Genomic DNA, 19,451 nt, shown 5'->3' with positions numbered 1-19,451 from the left:
GTGGGACCGAGATGGCAGCTGGCCCCGGGCGCGGTCGCCGCCGGCCGGGACATCACCGGGACGGTGCATACCGGACCGACGTACGTGCAGGTCACGGTGGGCCGGTTCGACCGGCTGAATGACGCGATCTTTGATCCGGCGCCGTTGTACGAGCAGCTGGATCTCGCCCGATTTCAAGGACGCTCCGGCCTGATCAGCCAAATCGACAAACGGATCGCCGCCACCGACCGTGGGTACGTCGTGGTGCGAGGCGAAGCTGGGGTCGGCAAGAGCGCACTGGCAGCGCATCTGGTGTGGACGCGGCCGTGCGCGCACCACTTCACTCGGCTCGACGGCGGAGCGCGCAACCCAATCGAGGCACGCAAGAGTCTGGCCGCGCAGTTGATCGGCGCGTGGGGCCTGGCGGACAGGTTCACCCCGGGAGACGTGTTCCCGGCGGCTGCGCAGCGGCCAGACTGGCTGGCCAAGGTTATTCGGGCGGCGGTGGCGGCCCGTGATGAGCGGTTCGCGCCGGCCGAGCGCCGGCCGGTGGTGCTGGTCGTCGACGGGTTGGACGAGGCCGAGGCGGATCCTGCGGGCATGGGCACCGGGATTCCACTCGGCCTACCAGCACCGGACGCCTTGCCGGCGGGGGCGTACATCGTGGCGACCAGCCGATACGGGATTCCGCTGGTCGCCTTGCGGGATCCGCTGCGGGTCGGCTGGTCGCAGATCGAGGTAGAGGGTGCCGACAACCTGGCCGACATGGCTGCCTACCTGCACGCTGCGACCACCGGTCCAACCCCGGATCCGGCGCTGACCAAGGTGCTAGCCGAGCGCTGGGTCCCTGCGACGACGTTCGTCGCGACGCTGCTCGACCGCTGCCGCGGAGTGTGGATCTATCTGCGGTACGTGCTCGACGAGGTCCGCGCTGGGCTACGCCCACCGAACGATGTGCTGTGCCTGCCGGATGGTCTGCGCGGCTACTACGAGCTGCAGATCCAGCAGCGATGGGCTACCCAACCTAACTGGCGATCGCTGCACCTGCCCGCGCTGGCGGTGCTCGCCGCCCTCGGCCGCCCGATTGACCGCAACGGCCTCGCCACTTTGCTACACAGGCCGGACGCCGGCAATGAGCTGGCGGTGTGGCTGGATGGGCCAGCCCGCGCGTTCCTCGACGTGACCACCGGTCCGGACCGTCACCGCCAGTACCAGGTCCGCCACCAGAGCCTGCGTGACCTGTTCACCGCCGCCCTGGACGGCGGAAACGAGGAACCGATCGACGGCGGGCTGACCGACGAGTTGCACGCCGCCTTGCAGACCGCGCACCGGACGATCACTACGTGGCTGGTCCCACCCGCCAGCCCGGCCACCGGACGGCGCGACTGGTCAGACGTCGACGACTACACGCGACTGCGCCTACCCACACACGCCGCCGCTGCCGGGATGCTCGACGAGTTAATGCCCGATTCAGGATTCCTGCTGTCCTGCCCGCCCAGCCAGATCCTGCCGCACCGACACACCCTGAGCGCTCCGGACGCCATCGCCGCAGTCGCGGCCTTGGAAAGCGCATCCACCAGTGAGTGGAACGACTGGTCTGACGGAAGACGTGCCTGGTGGCTGCATGTATGGGCCCGCAAGACCCGATCAACCGGCCTGGCTGGCGCGCTCATCGCGGACTACTCCGAATGGCCATGGTATGCGCAAACTGCCATCTGGTCAGGGACGACCTTTCGTACCCTCACTGGCCACATCGGCCGGGTGAACGCGGTTGCGGTGCTGCCGGGGTCGGACGGCCGGAGCCGCATCGTCTCCGGCGGCGATCGTTCGGTGCGGGTGTGGGACCCCGACACTGGTGAACAATTGGTCGAGTTTGCTGGTCATACCGGCTGGGTGGGTGCGGTTGCGGTGCTGCCGGGGTCGGATGGCCGGCACCTCATCGTCTCCGGCGGCGGCGACGCCTTCGGCGGCGGTGATGGGTCGGTGCGGGTGTGGGACCCCGACACTGGTGAACAATTGGTCGAGTTTGCTGGTCATACCGGCGGGGTGGGTGCGGTTGCGGTGCTGCCGGGGTCGGACGGCCGACACCTCATCGTCTCCGGCGGCGGCGTTGATGGGTCAGTGCGGGTGTGGGACCCCGACACTGGTGAACAGCTGGTCGAGTTGACTGGCCACATCGGCGGGGTGGGTGCGGTTGCGGTGCTGCCGGGGTCGGACGGCCGACACCTCATCGTCTCCGGCGGCAACGGCTTCGTTGATGGGTGGGTGCGGGTGTGGGACCCCGACACTGGTGAACAATTGGTCGAGTTGACTGGCCACATCGGCTGGGTGAGGGCGGTTGCGGTGCTGCCGGGGTCGGACGGCCGACACCTCATCGTCTCCGGCGGCAACGGCTTCGTTGATGGGTGGGTGCGGGTGTGGGACCCCGACACTGGTGAACAGCTGGTCGAGTTTGCTGGTCATACCGGCTGGGTGGGTGCGGTTGCGGTGCTGCCGGGGTCGGATGGCCGGCACCTCATCGTCTCCGGCCGCGACGAAAGCCGCGGCGGTGATGGGTCAGTGCGGGTGTGGGACCCCGACACTGGTGAACAGCTGGCCGAGTTGACTGGTCATACCGGCGGGGTGAGTGCGGTTGCGGTGCTGCCGGGCCCAGATGGCCGGAGCCGCATTGTCTCCGGCGGCGTTGATGGGTCGGTGCGGGTGTGGGACCCCAGTTTCAGTAGACAATTGGCCGAGTTGATGGGTCACATCGGCGGGGTGAGTGCGGTTGCGGTGCTGCCGGGGTCGGACGGCCAGAGCCGCATCGTCTCCGGCGGCGGCGGCGGTGATGGGTCGGTGCGGGTGTGGGACCCCGACACTGGTGAACAGCTGGCCGAGTTGACCGGTCATACCGGCGGGGTGAGGGCGGTTGCGGTGCTGCCGGGGTCGGACGGCCAGAGCCGCATCGTCTCCGGCGGCAACGAAAGCCGCGGCGGTGATGGGTCGGTGCGGGTGTGGGACCCCGACACTGGTGAACAGCTGGTCGAGTTGACTGGCCACATCGGCTGGGTGGGTGCGGTTGCGGTGCTGCCGGGGTCGGATGGCCGGCACCTCATCGTCTCTGGCGGCGGCGGCGACGCCTTCGGCGGCGGTGATGGGTCGGTGCGGGTGTGGGACCCCGACACTGGTGAACAGCTGGTCGAGTTGACTGGCCACATCGGCTGGGTGAGGGCGGTTGCGGTGCTGCCGGGGTCGGACGGCCGACACCTCATCGTCTCTGGCGGCGGCGGCGACGCCTTCGGCGGCGGTGATGGGTCGGTGCGGGTGTGGGACCCCGACACTGGTGAACAGCTGGTCGAGTTGACTGGCCACATCGGCGGGGTGAGGGCGGTTGCGGTGCTGCCGGGGTCGGACGGCCGACACCTCATCGTCTCCGGCGACGATCGTTCGGTGCGGGTGTGGGACCCCGACACCGGTGAACAATTGGTCGAGTTGACTGGTCATACCGGCTGGGTGAGTGCGGTTGCGGTGCTGCCGGGGTCGGACGGCCGACACCTCATCGTCTCCGGCGCCGGGGGCGGCTACGGCTTCGGCGGCGGTGATGGGTCGGTGCGGGTGTGGGACCCCGACACTGGTGAACAGCTGGCCGAGTTGACTGGTCATACCGGCTGGGTGAGTGCGGTTGCGGTGCTGCCGCGACCGGATGGCCGGCACCTCATCGTCTCCGGCGGCGATGATCGTTCGGTGATGGTCTTCGTGCAGAACACCGAGAAGCCCCATGACTTGAGGGAGTAACTGCCACCAGTAGCGGTAGCCGGCACAGTGGCGTGCCGGCTACCTGGATCGGTGCCACGAACCCCGTCAGCTGTCCGAAGGACGGACCTACCCGGGAGACGGGCATCGTGGCTGCGGCGTACTGGCTGTTAGGCGGTGAAGTGTCTGCGGCTCGCTCCGCGTACGAAGGATCGCCAGTCGTCCGGGCTGATGGTCAGGATGGCTGCGGTCGGGTTCTTGCTGTCGCGGACGAGGACCCGCCCGGTCGTCGGGAGGAGGTTGGTGGCCACCTCCACGCAGTTGTTGCCGTTGCCGCTGCGGCTGGACTTACGCCACTGGGCACCGGTCTGGTCAGGCTTCACGGAGTGCCTCCAATACAGAAGTGATCATGCTTCTCGACTCGTCCTCGTTGAGTGAGCGGCGGTCGATGTCTTCCCAGACGAGCTGGTAGGTGCCGGACTCGCCGGGCTTGTTCAGGTAGAGCGCTCCGGTCAGGGTGTCGACGTAGGCGAGTGGCGGCTCCAGCGGCTCACCGCTCTGCGGGTCCACCGGGAAGGTCAGCAGCGCGAACGGGGTGGACGCTGCCATGCCGCCGTGGACTCCGGCGGTGAACGGCAGCACCCGGATGCTGATGTTGCCGCGCCGGGTCAGGTCGAGCAGGTGCTCGAACTGCTCGATCATCACCTCGCGCCCGCCGATGCGCCGGTGTAGTACGGCCTCGTTGAGGATGACGCTGAGGTGTGGTGCGCGAGGGCGGGTGAGCAGCGACTGCCGTTCCATCCGGACCTCGACGCGTCGCTGTTTCTCGTCGTCATCGATGTAGCCGGTCGGCACTCCGTGGACTTCCTCGGCGTACCGCCGGGTCTGGAGCAGACCCGGGATCAGCTCGACCTCGTACTGCCTGATCGTCTCGGCGGAGTCCTCCAGCGAGACGTAGAGCGCGAAGAACGCCGGCAACTCAGTCTCGGTGCGATCGTGCCACCAGGACTTCCGCCGCCCGTTGCGGGTCTCGGCGGTGAGCGCGAGGAGAATCCTCCCGTCCTCAGGCTCCGCGCCGTAGAGCTCCAGCATGGCCTTGACGTCGATGTCCCGGAAGCGCACGGCCTCGTGCCCGTCCTCCATACGGGCGATCGTCGCGCGTCCCTTCTGGAGCGCGTCGGCCGCCTGCTCCTGGGTCAGGCCGGCGCGTCGTCGCAGCGCTTCGAGTCGCCGGCCGACGTACCGACGCAACAGTGCAGAACCCACCATATCCGACACCTGTCGACCACCTCCCGCTTGTTTTGGGCGTGTGTCTTGCCCAAATGATACAACCGATCTGCCATTACACACATTGGCCCCGCCTAAATGGGCTGGACAATTACCGATGATCTCACGTCGGCTCGATTAATGGAAAGCCGATCTCCCTGAGGTGTTGATTTTTGGACACACTCAAAGTGTAATGAGGTGGTCGCAGGTTCTCCGCCGACCGTTCTGGCGCTGGCCAGGCTATCGATTGGAGCAAGAGCGTGATTCTCGTGCTGGTAGCCGCGATATGCCTGTTCGCCGGCGTTTTCGTCGGGTTCTGCTTCGGTAAGGAAGTCAGCGGCTGGTGCGTGGAGTGCGGGGATCGAGTGCACCCACCCGATCTCCACCGTGCCGGCGGCCAGTCCCATACCCGAAGACCCTGGTCCTGATCAAGCGGACGCCTGACTGACCGACGTGCGCGGCCGACGACGGCTCGCAAAGCTTCGGCACCCCTGCACCTCGCCGCCCAGGCCGGGACCCGGCTCAACACCTATTACATAGCAACTCAAGGAAGGAGGCGTGATGCCACCACCCACCCCTGCCGCCGACCCGCACCAGCGCCGCCCCGATGACATCGCCGACGCGGCCACCTATCGCCCGTCCGACCGCGTCTGGGTATGGCCCCCACACACCGGCCAGTGGCGACCCGGCGTCGTGGAAGCCAGGTCGAACCTTGCGGTGCTGGTGACCTACCAGCGTCCCGGCGGTGGTACCAGCGTCGACTCGCTGCTCCCGCACAACGTCATGGCCCGTACCGAGCCCGACGCCGACCTCGACGGCACCTCGTCCCGTCCGATCCGGCTGCGCGACGTCCGATCCCTCACCGCCAGGTCAGCCGCCCCGGCGTGACCAGCAAAGTTGTACCTCGAAAGGTTACATATGGACAGTCAGCTGCAAACCGCAACCGACCTGGACCACCCGGACTGGTGTGATCTCAGCGAGTGCACCGCCGGCGGCCCCAGCGAGTTCCACCCCGAGTCGTCGCCGCCCGCGCACTGGGGCCACCGGCATTCCTGCAACCCCCAGCCGGGGCGGTACCCGACCGAGGTAGCTGTCCAGCTTGTCCGGTTCGTCGACGACCCGCCAAAGACCGACTTCATCCGGGTGGAGCTGGGCAGCTACGAGGAGATGCGCTCGCACTACGTGCGCCTCGCCCAGGGCGCGGCGATGCGTGACGTACTGAATGTGCTCCTCGCGCAGGCGCAGACGGGTCGCGACGTGACCCGCGAGTCGGGGGCGTGATCCGATGCCCTCCGGCTCTGTCGACGTGGAGGCCGCGGAACGTGCCGCCGAGCAGTTCCTGACGGAGCTGGGTGTCACCTTGGACACGGACTCCCGGTCGCGTAGCGCGGCGCGGATGGTGGCGGCCTACCGGGAGTTGCTGGCCGGCCCGCAGTTCGCACCGACGACCTTCGCGAACGACGCGGGGCACCGGGATCTGGTTCTGGCACGCGCGGTGCCGTTCGTGTCGCTGTGCGAGCACCACTTCTTGCCGTTCACAGGGGTCGCGCACGTTGGCTACCTCCCCGACGGCCGCATCCTCGGCCTGTCGAAGATCGCTCGACTGGTGGAGATGTTCGCCCGACGCCCGCAGGTCCAAGAGAGCCTCACCCAACAGATCGTGGGCTGGCTGTTCAACGAGCTGAGGGCACGCGGCGCCGGGGCTGTCGTCGTCGCCGAGCACACCTGCATGACCCGCAGAGGCATCAGAGCGCACGGTGCGACAACCGTCAGCGTGGGATGGCGCGGCACGCTCGCCGACGATCCGTCCGCGAGGGCAGAGTTCCTGACCCTTGCCGGAGTCGCGCTGCTTGCGGGCGGCGGGCTGTGACCGAGGTTCTCACCTCGATAAGAGACCACGAACGTACGGCAGACCTCACGCACGTTTCAGGTGACGCCAGGAGGGGCGATGGGATACGGACCTAGCGGGGTGAAAGCGGGAAAGCCAAGGAAAGTGGTGTTGGTGCTTTCCGGCGGGTTGGACAGCACCGTGCTCGCCCACCGCCTGCGGGCCGAGGGCTGCGACCTGACGATGCTGTCGTTCAACTATGGGCAGTCGCATCGCCGGGAGCTGGAGTTCGCGTGGCGAACGGCCGCGAGGGTCGGAGGCGTGCACCGAGTCGTCAATCTCGGGACGATCGCCGACCTGCTGTCGGGGTCGTCGCTGACCGATTCCGCGGTGGCGACCCCCGACGGGCACTACAGCGATGCCTCGATGAGGGCGACGGTTGTGCCGAACCGTAACGCGATCATGCTCGATGTAGCGGTGGCGCACGCGGTCGCCATCGGCGCTGTCGCGGTCGCGTACGGCGCTCATGCTGGTGACCATCCAATCTATCCGGACTGCCGGCCGAGCTTCGTCGCCGCGTACGAGCAGATGGTGCGGGTGGCGAACCAGGGCTTCCTCGACCCGGACTTCGCGGTCCTCACACCGTTCATCACGATGCACAAGTCGGAGGTTGTCGCCGAAGGCGCCCGGTTGGGTGTGCCGTTCGCCGACACCTGGTCGTGCTACCGAGGCGGCGCACGGCACTGCGGCACGTGCGGGACCTGCGTCGAGCGTCGTGAGGCCTTCTCCGTCGCCAACGTGGCGGACCCGACGGAATACAAGGTGGGGTAGGTGTTCACGATCAGAAAGTCGTTCCGGTTCGAGGCCGCTCATCGGATCTCCGGTCTGCCCGCCGATCACAAGTGCGGGCGGCTGCACGGGCACAGCTACACCGTCGAGGTCCTTGTCACCAGTCCCGACCTCGTGCCGCCGGGGTTCGTGGTGGACTTCGCCGACCTGGCGCCGCTCGGCGAGTACCTGGCCGCAACGTTCGACCACCGGGACCTGACGGAGGTGCTCGACGTCGCGCCGACGAGCGAGAACCTGGCGTGGTTTCTCTACGAGTGGTGCCAGGAGAACCTGCCCCTGCCCGTGACGGTCCAGCTGAGGGCCGTCCGCGTCGGTGAGACCGCGTCGACGTACGCGGAGTACGCCCCGGCGGACGGTCGGTCATGAGCGCGTCGGCCGGCGGGCTGCTGGTGTCAGAGATGTTCGCGACGGTGCAGGGCGAGGGGCCGAGCTGCGGCCAGCAGGCGTTGTTCGTCCGGCTGTCGCGGTGCAACCTGTCCTGCCCGTCGTGCGACACCCCGTACACCTGGGATTGGAGCCGGTTCGACCCGGCGCGTGAAGCGACCCGGCGTTCGACGGACGCGGTGCTGCGGTGGGTGCTGGACCAGCCGGCCCGGCTGGTGGTGGTCACCGGCGGTGAGCCGCTGCTTCAGCAGGCCGAGCTGGTGCCGCTGCTCGCCGAGCTGGCTGCTGCCGGCCGGCGGGTGGAGGTGGAGACCAACGGCACGGTGGTGCCCGACCCGGCGGTGGCGGACCTGGTGGACTGGAACGTCTCGCCAAAGCTGGCGAGCTTCAGCGCCCCGCGTGACCAGCTGCGCCGGACAGTCGGTGAGGCGTTGGAAGCGTTCGCGCGCACCGGGCGGGCGCGGTTCAAGTTCGTCGCGTCCGGCCCGGCGGACCTTGACGAGATCGCCAGCCTGCAGCAGCGGTTCGGACTGGACCCGGTGTGGGTGATGCCGGAGGGCACCGCAGCGGATCAGGTGCTGACCGGGCTGCGGGGCCTGGCCGACGAGGTCGTGCGACGGGGATGGAACCTGACCTCGCGGCTGCACGTGTTGGCGTGGGGTGACGTCCGTGGCCGGTGACTCGACCCATCATGAAGGGGAAGGGCCTGGACGGGGCCGTCGTTCCCGGCCCCATCGGCCGCGCGTGTCGGGTAGCGGCTCGGGTGACGCTGTGGGGGGCGGGATCGTTCCTGCCGTCCAGGCTGGATCGAGCGTACCGGATTCGGCCCTCGCGGCGCACTCCCTGATGTCGTACCTCGTCGATCCGGTTCATCTGGTCGCGGCGGCCCGCGCCTGTATGCGGCGGGCGTCGGCACCCGGTGTCGACGGGATGACCTGGGCGGCGTACCGGGTGGGTCTGCGGGACCGGCTCGCGGTGCTGGCTGAGCGTCTGCGGGCTGGCTCCTGGCAGCCGGCTCCGCTGCGGCAGGTGTGGATTCCGAGCTACACCGGCAAGACCTTCCCGGCGGCGATCCCGACGGTGGAGGACCGGATCGTGCACCGGGCGATGCGCGACGCGCTCACTCCGATCATGGAGGCGAGGGTGCTCGCCGGCTGGGTGTCGGGGTACCGGGCCGGCCGCAACCGGATCACCTCGGTGCGGCATGCCGACGAGCATCAGAGAGCGGGACGGCGTTGTGTCGCGGACGTCGACGTCGCCGGGGCGTCACAGGGCGGCACCGTCGACGAGCTGGTCGGCTGGCTGGCCGTACACGTGAAGGACGGTGCGTTCCTGGCGCGGTTCCGCCGCGCGTTGGGTGCGCTGCCGACCCCGATGGTGCCCGGTAGCGGCCTGTGGCCGGTGGTGTTCCACCTGCGGCTGGCACAGGTGGACGCGCGGCTCGACGGACTGACGGTGGTGCGTTTCGCGGACAACTACGCCGCGCTCGCACCTGACCGCGCTGGCGCGGCTATCGCGTACGAGCGGATCGCCCGTGCGCTCGCGACGGTGGGGCTCGCGCCGAACGTGCGCAAGAGCCGAATCCGGCCGCCGCACCTGGCGCATCCCGAAGACCTGTTCCTGATCAATGGATGAGGGGAGAGACATGTACAGCACCGATACGCCGCAGGCCGTCAACACGGACGGTAGGAGCAGGCCGGTGCCGGTGCTGCGGTGGCTGCCCGTGCCCGGCGGCAGCGGCCGGTTCGGGGACACGGCCCGGGAACGTACGGTGATCGACCTGCTCGTGGCGGCCACACCGTTGACGTACCGGCAGCTGACGTACCGGCAGCTGGGCTGGGCCGACCAGACGCCGAGCCCGGACCTGCCGGTCGTCGAGGTCGACCACGCCCAGGCCGTCCGGCTCGCCGCCGCGGCCGGTGGACGGCTGCCCACCTCGACGGAGTGGGAATGGATCGCCGCCGGCCGGCAGCGGCGGACCTGGCCATGGGGCGAGGACGCCTGGCGGCCGGACCTCGCCCGCCTGCGCGGCGCGCAGGTCGAACACGTCCGGTGCGGGCCGGTGGGCGCCCACCCGGCCGGGGCGACCCCGGAGGGCCTGCTCGACGTGGCCGGCAACTGCTGGGAGTGGACGTCCACACCAACCATGGGACGCGGGTACGTGATCAGAGGCGGCTCCTACGCCTCTCCCTCGTTGTACGCCCGCTGCACGTTCCTCAACGCCGTGCACGCCGAGTGTCGCAGCGCGGGAATCGGCGTACGCCCGGTGAGGCCAGCATGAACCACAGCCCTGCGCTGCCTGTCAGCGACGGTCTTGTCATCGTCGGCTGCTCGGCGGAGAAGACACCCGCCCGCGACGCGTTGGCCGCGTTCGACCTCTACGACGGCGGCTGTATCCGCCCGATGCGCGGTCGGCTCGGCTACTGGCCACACCGTGACCGAGTCCGGTTCCTCAGTGCCGAACACGGATTCGTGCACGCCGACACCCCGTTGCACACCTACGACCGGCCGCTGGATCCGCACCGCGCCGCCGAGTTGCGGCCACGGATAGCGGCGGCGCTGACCGCCGAGTTTGACGCCACCGGCGTACCGGACGAGATCCTCGTCGTCGCCGAACCGCTGTACCTGGTCCTGCTCGCCGACCTGCTCGCCCTTGCCGCACGTCCCCGGGTGCACTGGATCGCCGACCACGCGTACGGCTGGCCCGACGCCGCCCGTGTCCTCGACACCTGGGGATGGTGACCATGCCGACCCTGGCCCAGGTGCTGGCCGCCAGCGACAACGACTACACCGACCTGACCGCAGCGTTCACCGCCCGTACCGGGCTGGGCTGGCACGAACCGACGCCAGCGGCGATGGCGGCGGGAACCGTCCTATCGGTGGTGATTCCCGCACACGACAACGCCTACAGCCTGCCCGTCGTGCTCGACGCGCTCGCGAAGCAGGACACCTCCGGAACGGTCCAAGTCATCGTGATCGACGACGCGTCCACCGACGACACCCCGGCCATCATCCGGCTGCACCCCGCCGTCGACACCGCCTACCGGCTGCCCGCACAGGTGGGTGCCGCCGCCGCCCGTAACGTCGGCACCCACCTCGCCGACGCCGACACCGTCGTCTACCTCGACGCCGACATGGTGTTGACCGCACATGCCCTCGCCGACATCGCCGTACGGGCCCACCCCGGCCTCGTTCAGGTCGGATTCCGGCACAACATCGGCTACCAGCCCGGCCGCTACCTGCGGGCCGAGGTCCCCGAAGGCGAGCCGGACCTGCACGCTGACCACCGCGTCCGGTGGACCCCACCAGTCGGCAAACCCATGTTCTACACCGGCGACGTCTACCACCAGCCAATGGACCTGCGCCCGCTCGACGACACCCACGACTTCGTCGATCTCGGCCACGGCGCCCGCTACTTCGACTGGGACCTGCCGAGGATGGTCGTCACCGCCCTAGTCGCCGCGCCCCGCGCAGCCGTCACCCACGTCGGCGCATTTGACCCCGGATGGACCGCCGCCGGCTGGGGAGCCGAGGACACCCACCTCGGCGCGACGCTGATCGCCGCCGGCTGCAAGATCACACCCCTGCGTCAGCTCCGCGCCTGGCACATCGACGCACCCGACGCCGCAATCCAATGGCGGGCGAAGCTGGCCAGCGCCCCAGCGCGCATCGCCTACTACCGGCACCTCCTCGGCGAGCCCGCCCCCACCCAGCGGAAAGCCGACCTCGCCTCCCGGGCACACGCCCTGCTCGCGCACGCGGAGGTACTGCGGTGACCTCTCGTGTATATGGCGTCAATGGGCGCCTCGCCCACGACCCGGCGACCGGACTGACCCACCACGCCCCACACCCGCTACCCGCCGGCAGATGGAGCGGAGACCTAGCCGAGGTCAACCGGTGGCCGGTCGTCGCTCCCGACCAGCACGCCCGATCCCAACCGGCCAGTATCTGCTGGTCACCGATCGTCCGCTGCAACCTGCACTGCTCGCACTGCCTCGACGACACCAGCGTCCGCGAGCTCGGACCCGCCGACCGCCGCCGCATCGCCCAGATCCTCGCCAGCAGCGACATCCTCGGCGTGGACATCAGCGGCGGCGAACCGCTGCTCCTCAAAGACCTACCCGCCCTGGTCCACACCGTCACCGCAGGCGGACGCGCTGCAGTATCGATCACCACCAACGGCACCCACCTGCAACGCCGCGTCCCGCACCTCGCAGGCGTCGTCGATGCCATCCGGGTCTCCCTCGACGGAGCGACCGAGGCCACCCACGACCGGCTACGCGGCACCGGCAGCTTCACCCACGCCATCGCCGGAATCCGTACCGCCGTCCAGGCCCGCGTCTCCGTCCAGATCCAGACCGTGCTGATGGCCACCAACCAGCCCGAAACCCAACGCATGATCGACCTCGCACACGACCTCGGCGTCAACGGCCTGACCCTGCTCCAGATGCTGCCCATCGGCGCCGGCCTGCACCAACAGAACCAGATGCTCACCGACGTCGCCGCACTCGACCACGTGCACCGCCTGCACATCCCGGACACCCTGCGCGTCCGGCTGCGCACCCGCGAACTCGCGGGCGGATTCACCGTCGTCCGCGCCGACGGCCGCATCTGGCGCAACGACCAGCGCGGCCTGGCCATCGCCGGACTGAAGCCGCTGACCACACCCGCCGACCTCACCCTCACCGCGAAGGACGGATCCGCATGACCAGCCGCACCGCCCAGCGGACCTTCACCCACCGCCGTGTCTTACGGCTCACCGCAGACGCCTACGAACAGGCGGTCAGCCTCCTCGCCCGCGAAGTGACCAACCGGATCGGACCCATCGGGGCGATCATCGGCATCGCCAACGGCGGCGTACCCCTGTCCCACAGCCTCGCCGCACGCCTCGACGCCCGGGTCCTACGGGTCGACGCCCAACACAACCCCACCGACGCCATCTACACCCAGGCCACCGGCCACGTCACCCTCGACCTGCGGCCACTCACCACCGTGCTGCGCGACACCCGCCTGCTGGGCAACATCCTGCTCGTCGACGACATCTGCGGCACCGGCGCAACCATCGACACGCTCTACCCGAGACTGTTCCCGTACCTCTGGGCGGGATCGGTCGTCCACACCGCCGTCCTGTGCCGCAACACCGGAGCCGACTACAACCCCCACCTGTGGATCTGGGACACCGACGACTGGGTGCACTTCCCCTGGGAATCGCCCCTCCCTACCGCCACACCCGTCGAAGACCTCGCCGTCCCCGACGCCGCGCAACACCGATGACAACCGTCGCCTTCATCCTCGCCTCCTGGCGACCGGACGCCCCCGCCGGCATGGAACGCGCCGTAGCCGGCACCGTCACCGGCCTCACCGCCAGCGGCCACCGTGCCGTCATCATCACCGCCGACCGCACCGCGCCACCCAGCTACGCCGCCGCACCCGTCGTCACCCTCGACAGCCTGCGCATTCCGCACCCCTGCGACGACGACAGCCTGCGCGACCCCATCACCGCCGCCGAAACGACGATCCGCGCCGAGCTGACCAGCACGTTCGCCGCGCACCAGGTCGAGATCGCCGTGTACGTCGACAGCCTCTGGGGACTCGGCCGGGTCATGCCCACCACCGACACGCCCCGCCGAGTCCTCGGCATGCACGTCGTCGGCCACCACACCGACCTGGCCGCCGCCCTGCCCCGAGCCCACACCGTCATCGCCCCCTCCGACATCGTCCTGCGACGCGCCGCCGCCAACGGCTACGACACCTCCCGCTGGGAGGTTGTCCCGAACCCTTTGCTCACCGACCACCCGCCAGCACCGGAGCCCCAGCGCCATCGGCTACGTCGGGAAGGTCCGATCCGCGTCGTCGCGAGACTGGGCACGGAGAAGGGGGTCACGCAGCTGCTCGCTCTTGCGAGCGATCGCCCGTCCGGGTATGACGTCGAGATCGCCTTGGCCGCGGCCGGGTTCGAGACCTGCACCGGCGGCCAGTCTCAGCTACTTGGTGAAGCGCGGCGTCTTGCCGCCGGAGCCGGAGTGCAGCTCCGGGCAGGTCTGCGATGGGCGGAGGTGCCGGCCTGGCTCGCCGCCGCCAGCGTCTGCATCATGCCCTCCCTGGCCGAGACGTTCGGCCTGGTCGCCCTCGAAGCAATGTCCGTCGGCACCCCCGTCATCGCCCTCGCCGTCGACCACCTCCCGACGCTCATCGGCGACGGTGGAGTCATCGTCGAGCAGGCCAGCGGCCACGCCGGGCTGTGGCGCGCCGCCGACCAGCTCCTGCACGACCCGGTACGCTACGAACGCATCTCCAGGGTCGGCTACTACCGCGCGCGGGACTATCGACCCGCCCACATCGCTGGCCAACTCCTGAAGGTGGTGAGCTGATGGGCGGTCGCCCCATGCAGCCAACGCTCCCGATCCCCGCCGACGCCACAGCCGCCCCACCGCTGCTGCTCGTCGACGGACACAACCTCCTGTGGGGAGCCACCTTCGGCTTCCCGGCACCGATCTACTCCCGCGACAGGACCCGCCTGCTCACCGGGCTGTTCGCCTTCTTCGCCCTGCTACGGGTCGCGATCCGCAACGAGATTCCCGGCGGCAACCCCGAGGTCATCGTCGTCTGGGACGGCGAACACGGCTCGCAGGCACGCCAGCAGAAACACGACGGGTACAAGGCCAGCCGACCCACCGACGACGACGCCCTCCTACCGCTGCGCTTCCTGCCCGACGTCAAGCGAGGACTCGACAACTGTGGCATAGCTTGGATCGAGCTCGAACACGCCGAAGCCGACGACGTCATCGCCACCCTCGTCCACACCACGCCTGCGCCGCGACCCGTGATCGTCATGTCCCGCGACCGGGACTACTACCAACTCGTCACCGACCGCGTACACGTCCTCAACACCCGCTTCCGCGCCGGCCACCGGCTCGTCACCCCCGACGAGGTGTACGCCCGCCACCAGGTCACCCCCGACCAATGGGCCGACTTCCGGGCCCTGGCCGGCGACCCCGCCGACGAGATACCGGGCGTCCATGGCATCGGCGCCAAGACCGCCGCACGACTCCTCGACGGCGGACTCCACCTGGAGGACCTCCCCGCCTCAGGACGGCTCACCACCGGCCGCGGCCGAACCGTCGCCGAGCAGTACGACCTCGCCCTCAAATGGCGCGACCTCATCCGGCTCACCACCACCCTCGACCTGCCCCACCACCCGACCGGCACCCCCAGCCCCGCACTACCCCGACCAGCAGACATCGTTGAGGAACTCGGACTGTGGTAACCACCCCCACCGGCGGAATCCTCACCGTCATGGCCCACCCCGACGACGCCGAACTCTGGGCCGGCGGAACCCTCGCCGTACACGCCGCCACCGGCATACCCGCCACCATCGCGGTGCCCGGCCTCAACCCGACACGACGTCGGGAAGCCGTCGCCGGCGCCCGAATCCTCGGCGCGACACCGCACCTACTCGACGCCATCACCGTCGACACAGTGCGGGAACTACTCGTCGGCGTTCAGCCTGACGTCGTCATCACCCACAACCCCGACGACATCCACCCCGAGCACCAACACGCCGCGCAGACGCTGATCGCCGCGCTACCCGACGTCGTCATCAGCACCGGCAGACCCCACGCCGTCTACACCTGCGACAGCTACCACAACCTCGACCGCCACGGACACCCACTCCATCTGTCCACCATCATCGACATCACCCCTGCCTGGCGCACCAAGACCACCGCGCTCGCCGTGCACCAGTCCCAACCCATCACCGAACACTTCGGCCCCATGGCCGAAACCCTGGCCCGCCTCCACGGCGGACGCGCCGGTGTCCGGTACGCCGAAGCCTTTGCCCCCGTACCCGTCCTCGGCAGGCTCCCCATCACCCCACTCGCCCAAAAGGGTATCTAAACCTGTACTCCGACCTAATCTGCGACAGGACTATGCCAACCCGAACGACACAAACGGAAAGAGCTCGCACTAGGCAAAATCCGGGTGGTGAGCGTGACATCCCAGCGCCTAGGCGGTGATGGGGAGGCCGGACTGGCGGCTGAGATGGTCATGTGCTGCACGAAGCCGTCAGCGCTTGTGGACTCTGCGCGCTTCATGCAGCGCGGGGTAGCCATTGACACGGTTGATATAGTTCCTAACGGATATGCGGGTAATCCGCCAGATCGGTTGTATCGCACGAAGCTCGCGTTTCCTGCTACCCTGACCGCGTCTGTCAGCGTGATGCTGTTGCTGGTTGCAGCGTGTGAGCCATCAACCTCAGGGTGGTCTGCGTTCCGGTGGTTCCCCGTTGCAGACATTGGCTCAGCACTGCTGACGACAGGCCTCATCATGATCGTGTTCGAGTACCTTGATCGCAGGGACGCTGAAGAGCGAGCGATCCAACGCGTGCGCCAGGTCCTCAACCGGGAGGCGCCGGCACGCCGAGAAAACGCCGTGGTTGAGGGCTCCACCTTCGAGCCGAAGGCCTTGGCGCAGCTTGCTTCTGCGGAGAGCCTCGACAGGACCATCCGGAACTGCCTGACTGTCGGACCAGGCGACAGTGACCTTGCTGCGGACCTCTACGGGGACCTCCGTTCGCAGGTGGTGTGTGCAACTGAACGGTGGCACGGCCTGCACATGTCGGTGGTGCTCAGCCCATGGAAGGGTGGACCTGTATCGGGCAAGGGGGCGATGTTGGTCGCTTCCGCGAGGTACGAGTATCGGGTGGTGTCGACGTCTGCTGCCATGCGCTTCGTGAGCGTGTCTGATGACGCCGTCCATCGACGGCTCCTGCACGACGCAACCCTCGCAAAAGCCTGGCACTTCCGGCCTGTCGGCTGCCTCAATGGCTCATCACCTGAGGCCTTCCAGCTTGTTCAACTGATCGTAGATGGCTGTGCGCCCCCTGTGTGGCGCTTGGCATCGGGAAGTGCGCAGAGTTACATGGCAGGCCCTGGAGGTGGCCTAATTTCCGAGAGACCCTTGAGCAAGATCACCTACACTTACCAGTCGGTGGGGCAACGAAGCGGACACTTGTTTCATGTAGACATTGTGCAGGCCAAACGTGGTGTAGCCGTTAGTTTCTGGTGCGGAGGACGCGGCTTCCCGACGCGTGACGTCTTGGATTGCATTGCCAGTGGCAGGCAGCGGCGCAGCGCAGCCGGCGTAGCCTGGCCTCACCCTCGGTCACCGTGAGTTTTCACGGATGGGCTTCACCCAAGTCGGGCGTAGCTTTCGCCTGGATGCTCGATGGGAACATGGTCGAACCTCGACCTGCGGTTGTCCGGGAGGATGCGGCTTGAACCTGGTAGTTCATCGATCCGTTACAAGGAGTGCGGACTCTGGGTGCATACGTGAAGGTCTGTTTGGGTATTGTGCAGATGCACATGCAGCCTCCGCTCTGGCGGGACCGGAGGTGCCTTGTGCTTGCGGAGGGTGATTTTGCCGTACCGGCAGAGTATCGTTACCGTCACCAAGCCGTAGTAGGCCGACTACCAAAAGTGATGGCTGGGGCGCAGTGGTAGGGATGGGTCAGGTCGAGAGGTTGCCGGAGTGGTCTAGGCGCTTGCGTGAAGCGCTTACCGCGGGCTGTCCACGGCCAGTCGAAGATCTATACGAGCAGCTCGGGCTGCCTGCGGACGGTGGCTGGCTAGCTGATGCACTGGAGGGACGCGTGGCCCCTCGCCGCCACCAGCTGGCGGAGTTGTCGGTCTGTAGCGGTGTCTCTCTTGCTGTGCTCGTGGGTGATGTGCCGGTGAATAACGTAGCCAGGGTTCTCCGCTCCAGCGCGAGTGTGCTGGAGGAGGATATCCAAGCGGCCTGCCGCCGGGCCGAGGACGCGCTTGAAGACTTGAAGCTCTTGCTGGCTTGGTATCCGCAGGAAGCGATTCGTACAAGCGAGGCCGCAGAATATGCACGTCGTGCTGTCGCGACCGGTTCGTTCGCCAAAGGCGTGGCTGCTCAAACTGCTGAGCGGCTACGTGATCTGCTTGACCTGGATGACGAAGAGCCCGTCGGCGATATTGCCGAGCTTATCGAAAATCTCGGTGCAGCTGTCATATTCGAGCCTCTGCCTGAACCTATTCAAGGCGTAACCGTGCGAGATCTATCGCAGGATTCTTGGCAGGCTGTTGTGCTGGTGAACAGTACTACCTGGTGGGGTCGGCAGCGGTATACCTTAGCTCATGAGCTATGCCATATTCTCTATCGAGACAGCCATGGTGTCTTCGTGAATCGCAAGGACGATGAGGATATGGATGATGCTGAGATCAGGGCTGAGTCGTTTGCTCGACACTTTCTTGCTCCGGATTTGGCCGTTCGGGAATTCTGGTCGGAGCATGCGCCAAGAGGGGTTTACGACACGTACGGCGTTGCTCTCGCAAAGTTCATGATGCATTTCGGACTTAGTCGTCGCGCTAGCGTGCGCACTCTAGTCGAGGTTGCGGATGTTCCCGAAGAAGCCATGGGGCCGTATACGAGAACGGGCGCTCGAATTGAGACTATAATGCGCGAGGCGGGGCTTGAGGAGCAGTGGAACCGGGAGTGCGCGACGCAGCATGCCCGTGGTGCCTCGAACTGGTGTCTCTCGATGGCCCTCGACGCCTACCGGCAGAGTCTGGTTGGAGTTCCGACTGTTGCGAGAGTGCTTGGTCGTTCAACGGAGCTGGTAGAAGTCGAGCGCGAGCTGTGTGAGCAGGGCTATCGGCCTACACCACGGTGATCCTCTGCGTGCGGCGGAAGGGCTAGAGTCTCCTGGCCAGGTCGTCGCAGGTGAGGCAGGAGCCGCCGGAAGCGAGACAGCTCAGCGCTCCGATCGCGCCGGGATTGATCCCGGAGTGCTGCAGTACCTCCTGGAGGAGATTGCTGGCTCGATTCGTGTCGAGTCTGCCAGCGCAAACGAGTTCTTGAAGAATGCTTCCAAAATGGAGCGTCGCGATCCTGTGTTCTGCCGCAACCCTGCTTGCATCGGTGTCGTTCGTCAGGAAGATGACCTTCTCGCCATCTTTGACAAGGGCGACGCAGCGGGCAATCGACTCGGCTTCGCCTGTATGCCGGTTTCCACCGACAGCTTTTCCGGCAGCCTCGGCTAGCGATTGCAGGCGCCGATGGACGTCATCGAAGATCTTGGCGTCGTACTGCTCGCTATCGTCCACGAGGCTTGGCCGCAGACCGATGACGCGAACCGCCTCCGACGCGGCAGACTGCATCCAGCCACTGTTCTCGGCCCGAGGCTTGGTGCGGTAGCGGATCTCGTCCAGTACGGCGCTGGTGATCTGGACACGACCCGCGTAGTAACCGAAAAGTATGAACGATAGCCACTGCCGAGCAGCTGCGCAGAGCATGACACCAGTGTCGAGATACAGGGTAGTGTCCGGCGACCCTCGGCGGGGGAGGACCTGACTGAAGGCAGGCCGAGGGCGTTCCGGCATGGTCTCTG

General features: G+C 67.7%; 20 protein-coding genes. 17 read left to right on the top strand and 3 right to left on the bottom strand.

Translation table 11 applies throughout. The annotated features are described in order from the left end of the window. Positions 1-3,753: an NACHT and WD repeat domain-containing protein gene (locus tag ACN27F_RS03425; RefSeq protein ID WP_421431122.1), complete on the top strand. Its 3,753-nt coding sequence runs from the start codon at positions 1-3 to the stop codon at positions 3,751-3,753. 128 nt (positions 3,754-3,881) lie between these two features. Here the strand turns inward: ACN27F_RS03425 and ACN27F_RS03420 are convergent, their stop codons facing one another. Together ACN27F_RS03420 and ACN27F_RS03415 are read right to left on the bottom strand one after the other, a co-directional pair. Then, the gene (locus ACN27F_RS03420) at positions 3,882-4,094 is read right to left on the bottom strand and encodes a DUF397 domain-containing protein (RefSeq protein ID WP_421431120.1); all 213 of its coding nucleotides are present in this window, start codon (positions 4,092-4,094) and stop codon (positions 3,882-3,884) included. Beyond that, a complete protein-coding gene (locus ACN27F_RS03415; RefSeq protein WP_421431118.1) occupies positions 4,084-4,980 on the bottom strand; it encodes a helix-turn-helix domain-containing protein in 897 nt (298 codons plus the stop codon). Before ACN27F_RS03415 ends, ACN27F_RS03420 begins: the two co-directional genes overlap by 11 nt. A gap of 558 nt (positions 4,981-5,538) precedes the next feature. Between ACN27F_RS03415 and ACN27F_RS03410 the strand changes: the two genes are divergently transcribed. The 16 genes from ACN27F_RS03410 to ACN27F_RS03335 all read left to right on the top strand — a co-directional run bounded on the left by ACN27F_RS03410 (position 5,539) and on the right by ACN27F_RS03335 (position 18,734). Beyond that, on the top strand, positions 5,539-5,865 hold the full coding sequence (locus ACN27F_RS03410) for a hypothetical protein (RefSeq protein ID WP_421431116.1): 327 nt from the start codon (positions 5,539-5,541) through the stop codon (positions 5,863-5,865). 30 nt (positions 5,866-5,895) lie between these two features. Next, positions 5,896-6,258, top strand: coding sequence for a hypothetical protein (locus ACN27F_RS03405; protein WP_421431115.1), 363 nt, complete (start codon positions 5,896-5,898; stop codon positions 6,256-6,258). 4 nt (positions 6,259-6,262) lie between these two features. Then, the gene (folE, locus tag ACN27F_RS03400) at positions 6,263-6,847 is read left to right on the top strand and encodes a GTP cyclohydrolase I (protein WP_421431114.1); all 585 of its coding nucleotides are present in this window, start codon (positions 6,263-6,265) and stop codon (positions 6,845-6,847) included. A gap of 78 nt (positions 6,848-6,925) precedes the next feature. Beyond that, positions 6,926-7,636, top strand: coding sequence for a 7-cyano-7-deazaguanine synthase QueC (queC, locus tag ACN27F_RS03395; RefSeq protein WP_421431112.1), 711 nt, complete (start codon positions 6,926-6,928; stop codon positions 7,634-7,636). Then, positions 7,637-8,020 (top strand): 6-pyruvoyl trahydropterin synthase family protein, encoded by a 384-nt coding sequence (locus ACN27F_RS03390; RefSeq protein ID WP_421431111.1) that lies wholly within the window; start codon positions 7,637-7,639, stop codon positions 8,018-8,020. It begins immediately after the preceding gene. After that, positions 8,017-8,718 (top strand): 7-carboxy-7-deazaguanine synthase QueE, encoded by a 702-nt coding sequence (locus tag ACN27F_RS03385; RefSeq protein WP_421431109.1) that lies wholly within the window; start codon positions 8,017-8,019, stop codon positions 8,716-8,718. Before ACN27F_RS03390 ends, ACN27F_RS03385 begins: the two co-directional genes overlap by 4 nt. 166 nt (positions 8,719-8,884) lie before the next feature. Then, on the top strand, positions 8,885-9,673 hold the full coding sequence (locus ACN27F_RS03380) for a reverse transcriptase domain-containing protein (protein ID WP_421431108.1): 789 nt from the start codon (positions 8,885-8,887) through the stop codon (positions 9,671-9,673). Between the two features lie 10 nt (positions 9,674-9,683). Further along, a complete protein-coding gene (locus ACN27F_RS03375; protein WP_421431106.1) occupies positions 9,684-10,319 on the top strand; it encodes a formylglycine-generating enzyme family protein in 636 nt (211 codons plus the stop codon). Further along, positions 10,316-10,780 carry a DUF6884 domain-containing protein gene (locus ACN27F_RS03370; protein WP_421431104.1) on the top strand — a complete coding sequence of 155 codons (465 nt, stop codon included), beginning with the start codon at positions 10,316-10,318 and terminating at the stop codon, positions 10,778-10,780. The genes ACN27F_RS03375 and ACN27F_RS03370 overlap by 4 nt, the downstream gene beginning before the upstream one ends. A gap of 2 nt (positions 10,781-10,782) precedes the next feature. Continuing rightward, a complete protein-coding gene (locus ACN27F_RS03365) occupies positions 10,783-11,814 on the top strand; it encodes a glycosyltransferase family 2 protein (RefSeq protein WP_421431102.1) in 1,032 nt (343 codons plus the stop codon). Then, positions 11,811-12,746, top strand: a complete 936-nt coding sequence (locus ACN27F_RS03360) for a radical SAM protein (protein WP_421431101.1) — start codon at positions 11,811-11,813, stop codon at positions 12,744-12,746. The genes ACN27F_RS03365 and ACN27F_RS03360 overlap by 4 nt, the downstream gene beginning before the upstream one ends. Further along, complete coding sequence (locus ACN27F_RS03355; protein WP_421431099.1) at positions 12,743-13,312, top strand: phosphoribosyltransferase; 570 nt, start codon at positions 12,743-12,745, stop codon at positions 13,310-13,312. The genes ACN27F_RS03360 and ACN27F_RS03355 overlap by 4 nt, the downstream gene beginning before the upstream one ends. After that, on the top strand, positions 13,309-14,409 hold the full coding sequence (locus tag ACN27F_RS03350) for a glycosyltransferase family 4 protein (RefSeq protein WP_421431097.1): 1,101 nt from the start codon (positions 13,309-13,311) through the stop codon (positions 14,407-14,409). The genes ACN27F_RS03355 and ACN27F_RS03350 overlap by 4 nt, the downstream gene beginning before the upstream one ends. Positions 14,410-14,423: 14 nt before the next feature. Continuing rightward, positions 14,424-15,305 (top strand): 5'-3' exonuclease, encoded by an 882-nt coding sequence (locus ACN27F_RS03345; protein ID WP_421431096.1) that lies wholly within the window; start codon positions 14,424-14,426, stop codon positions 15,303-15,305. Continuing rightward, entirely contained in the window at positions 15,299-15,934 is a 636-nt protein-coding gene (locus ACN27F_RS03340) for a PIG-L deacetylase family protein (protein WP_421431095.1), read from the top strand. The genes ACN27F_RS03345 and ACN27F_RS03340 overlap by 7 nt, the downstream gene beginning before the upstream one ends. Before the next feature lie 1,753 nt (positions 15,935-17,687). Next, positions 17,688-18,734, top strand: a complete 1,047-nt coding sequence (locus ACN27F_RS03335; RefSeq protein WP_421431094.1) for an ImmA/IrrE family metallo-endopeptidase — start codon at positions 17,688-17,690, stop codon at positions 18,732-18,734. Positions 18,735-18,756: 22 nt separating this feature from the next. On the opposite strand, the gene ACN27F_RS03330 is transcribed toward ACN27F_RS03335, so the two are convergent. Next, positions 18,757-19,356: a hypothetical protein gene (locus ACN27F_RS03330; RefSeq protein ID WP_421431092.1), complete on the bottom strand. Its 600-nt coding sequence runs from the start codon at positions 19,354-19,356 to the stop codon at positions 18,757-18,759. Positions 19,357-19,451: the final 95 nt, after the last annotated feature.

The sequence above is a fragment of the Solwaraspora sp. WMMB335 genome (assembly GCF_049179075.1).
Lineage (GTDB): Bacteria > Actinomycetota > Actinomycetes > Mycobacteriales > Micromonosporaceae > Micromonospora_E.
This window is presented reverse-complemented; position numbering and strand designations above follow the sequence as displayed.

Excerpts from the sequence above, each read along its gene's own strand:
- ACN27F_RS03415 (WP_421431118.1), bottom strand. The coding sequence starts at position 4,980 with ATGGTGGGTTCTGCACTGTTGCGTCGGTACGTCGGCCGGCGACTCGAA.
- ACN27F_RS03410 (WP_421431116.1), top strand. The coding sequence starts at position 5,539 with ATGCCACCACCCACCCCTGCCGCCGACCCGCACCAGCGCCGCCCCGAT.
- ACN27F_RS03405 (WP_421431115.1), top strand. The coding sequence starts at position 5,896 with ATGGACAGTCAGCTGCAAACCGCAACCGACCTGGACCACCCGGACTGG.
- folE (WP_421431114.1), top strand. The coding sequence starts at position 6,263 with ATGCCCTCCGGCTCTGTCGACGTGGAGGCCGCGGAACGTGCCGCCGAG.
- queC (WP_421431112.1), top strand. The coding sequence starts at position 6,926 with ATGGGATACGGACCTAGCGGGGTGAAAGCGGGAAAGCCAAGGAAAGTG.
- ACN27F_RS03385 (WP_421431109.1), top strand. The coding sequence starts at position 8,017 with ATGAGCGCGTCGGCCGGCGGGCTGCTGGTGTCAGAGATGTTCGCGACG.
- ACN27F_RS03380 (WP_421431108.1), top strand. The coding sequence starts at position 8,885 with ATGTCGTACCTCGTCGATCCGGTTCATCTGGTCGCGGCGGCCCGCGCC.
- ACN27F_RS03375 (WP_421431106.1), top strand. The coding sequence starts at position 9,684 with ATGTACAGCACCGATACGCCGCAGGCCGTCAACACGGACGGTAGGAGC.
- ACN27F_RS03370 (WP_421431104.1), top strand. The coding sequence starts at position 10,316 with ATGAACCACAGCCCTGCGCTGCCTGTCAGCGACGGTCTTGTCATCGTC.
- ACN27F_RS03365 (WP_421431102.1), top strand. The coding sequence starts at position 10,783 with ATGCCGACCCTGGCCCAGGTGCTGGCCGCCAGCGACAACGACTACACC.
- ACN27F_RS03355 (WP_421431099.1), top strand. The coding sequence starts at position 12,743 with ATGACCAGCCGCACCGCCCAGCGGACCTTCACCCACCGCCGTGTCTTA.
- ACN27F_RS03350 (WP_421431097.1), top strand. The coding sequence starts at position 13,309 with ATGACAACCGTCGCCTTCATCCTCGCCTCCTGGCGACCGGACGCCCCC.
- ACN27F_RS03345 (WP_421431096.1), top strand. The coding sequence starts at position 14,424 with ATGCAGCCAACGCTCCCGATCCCCGCCGACGCCACAGCCGCCCCACCG.
- ACN27F_RS03330 (WP_421431092.1), bottom strand. The coding sequence starts at position 19,356 with ATGCTCTGCGCAGCTGCTCGGCAGTGGCTATCGTTCATACTTTTCGGT.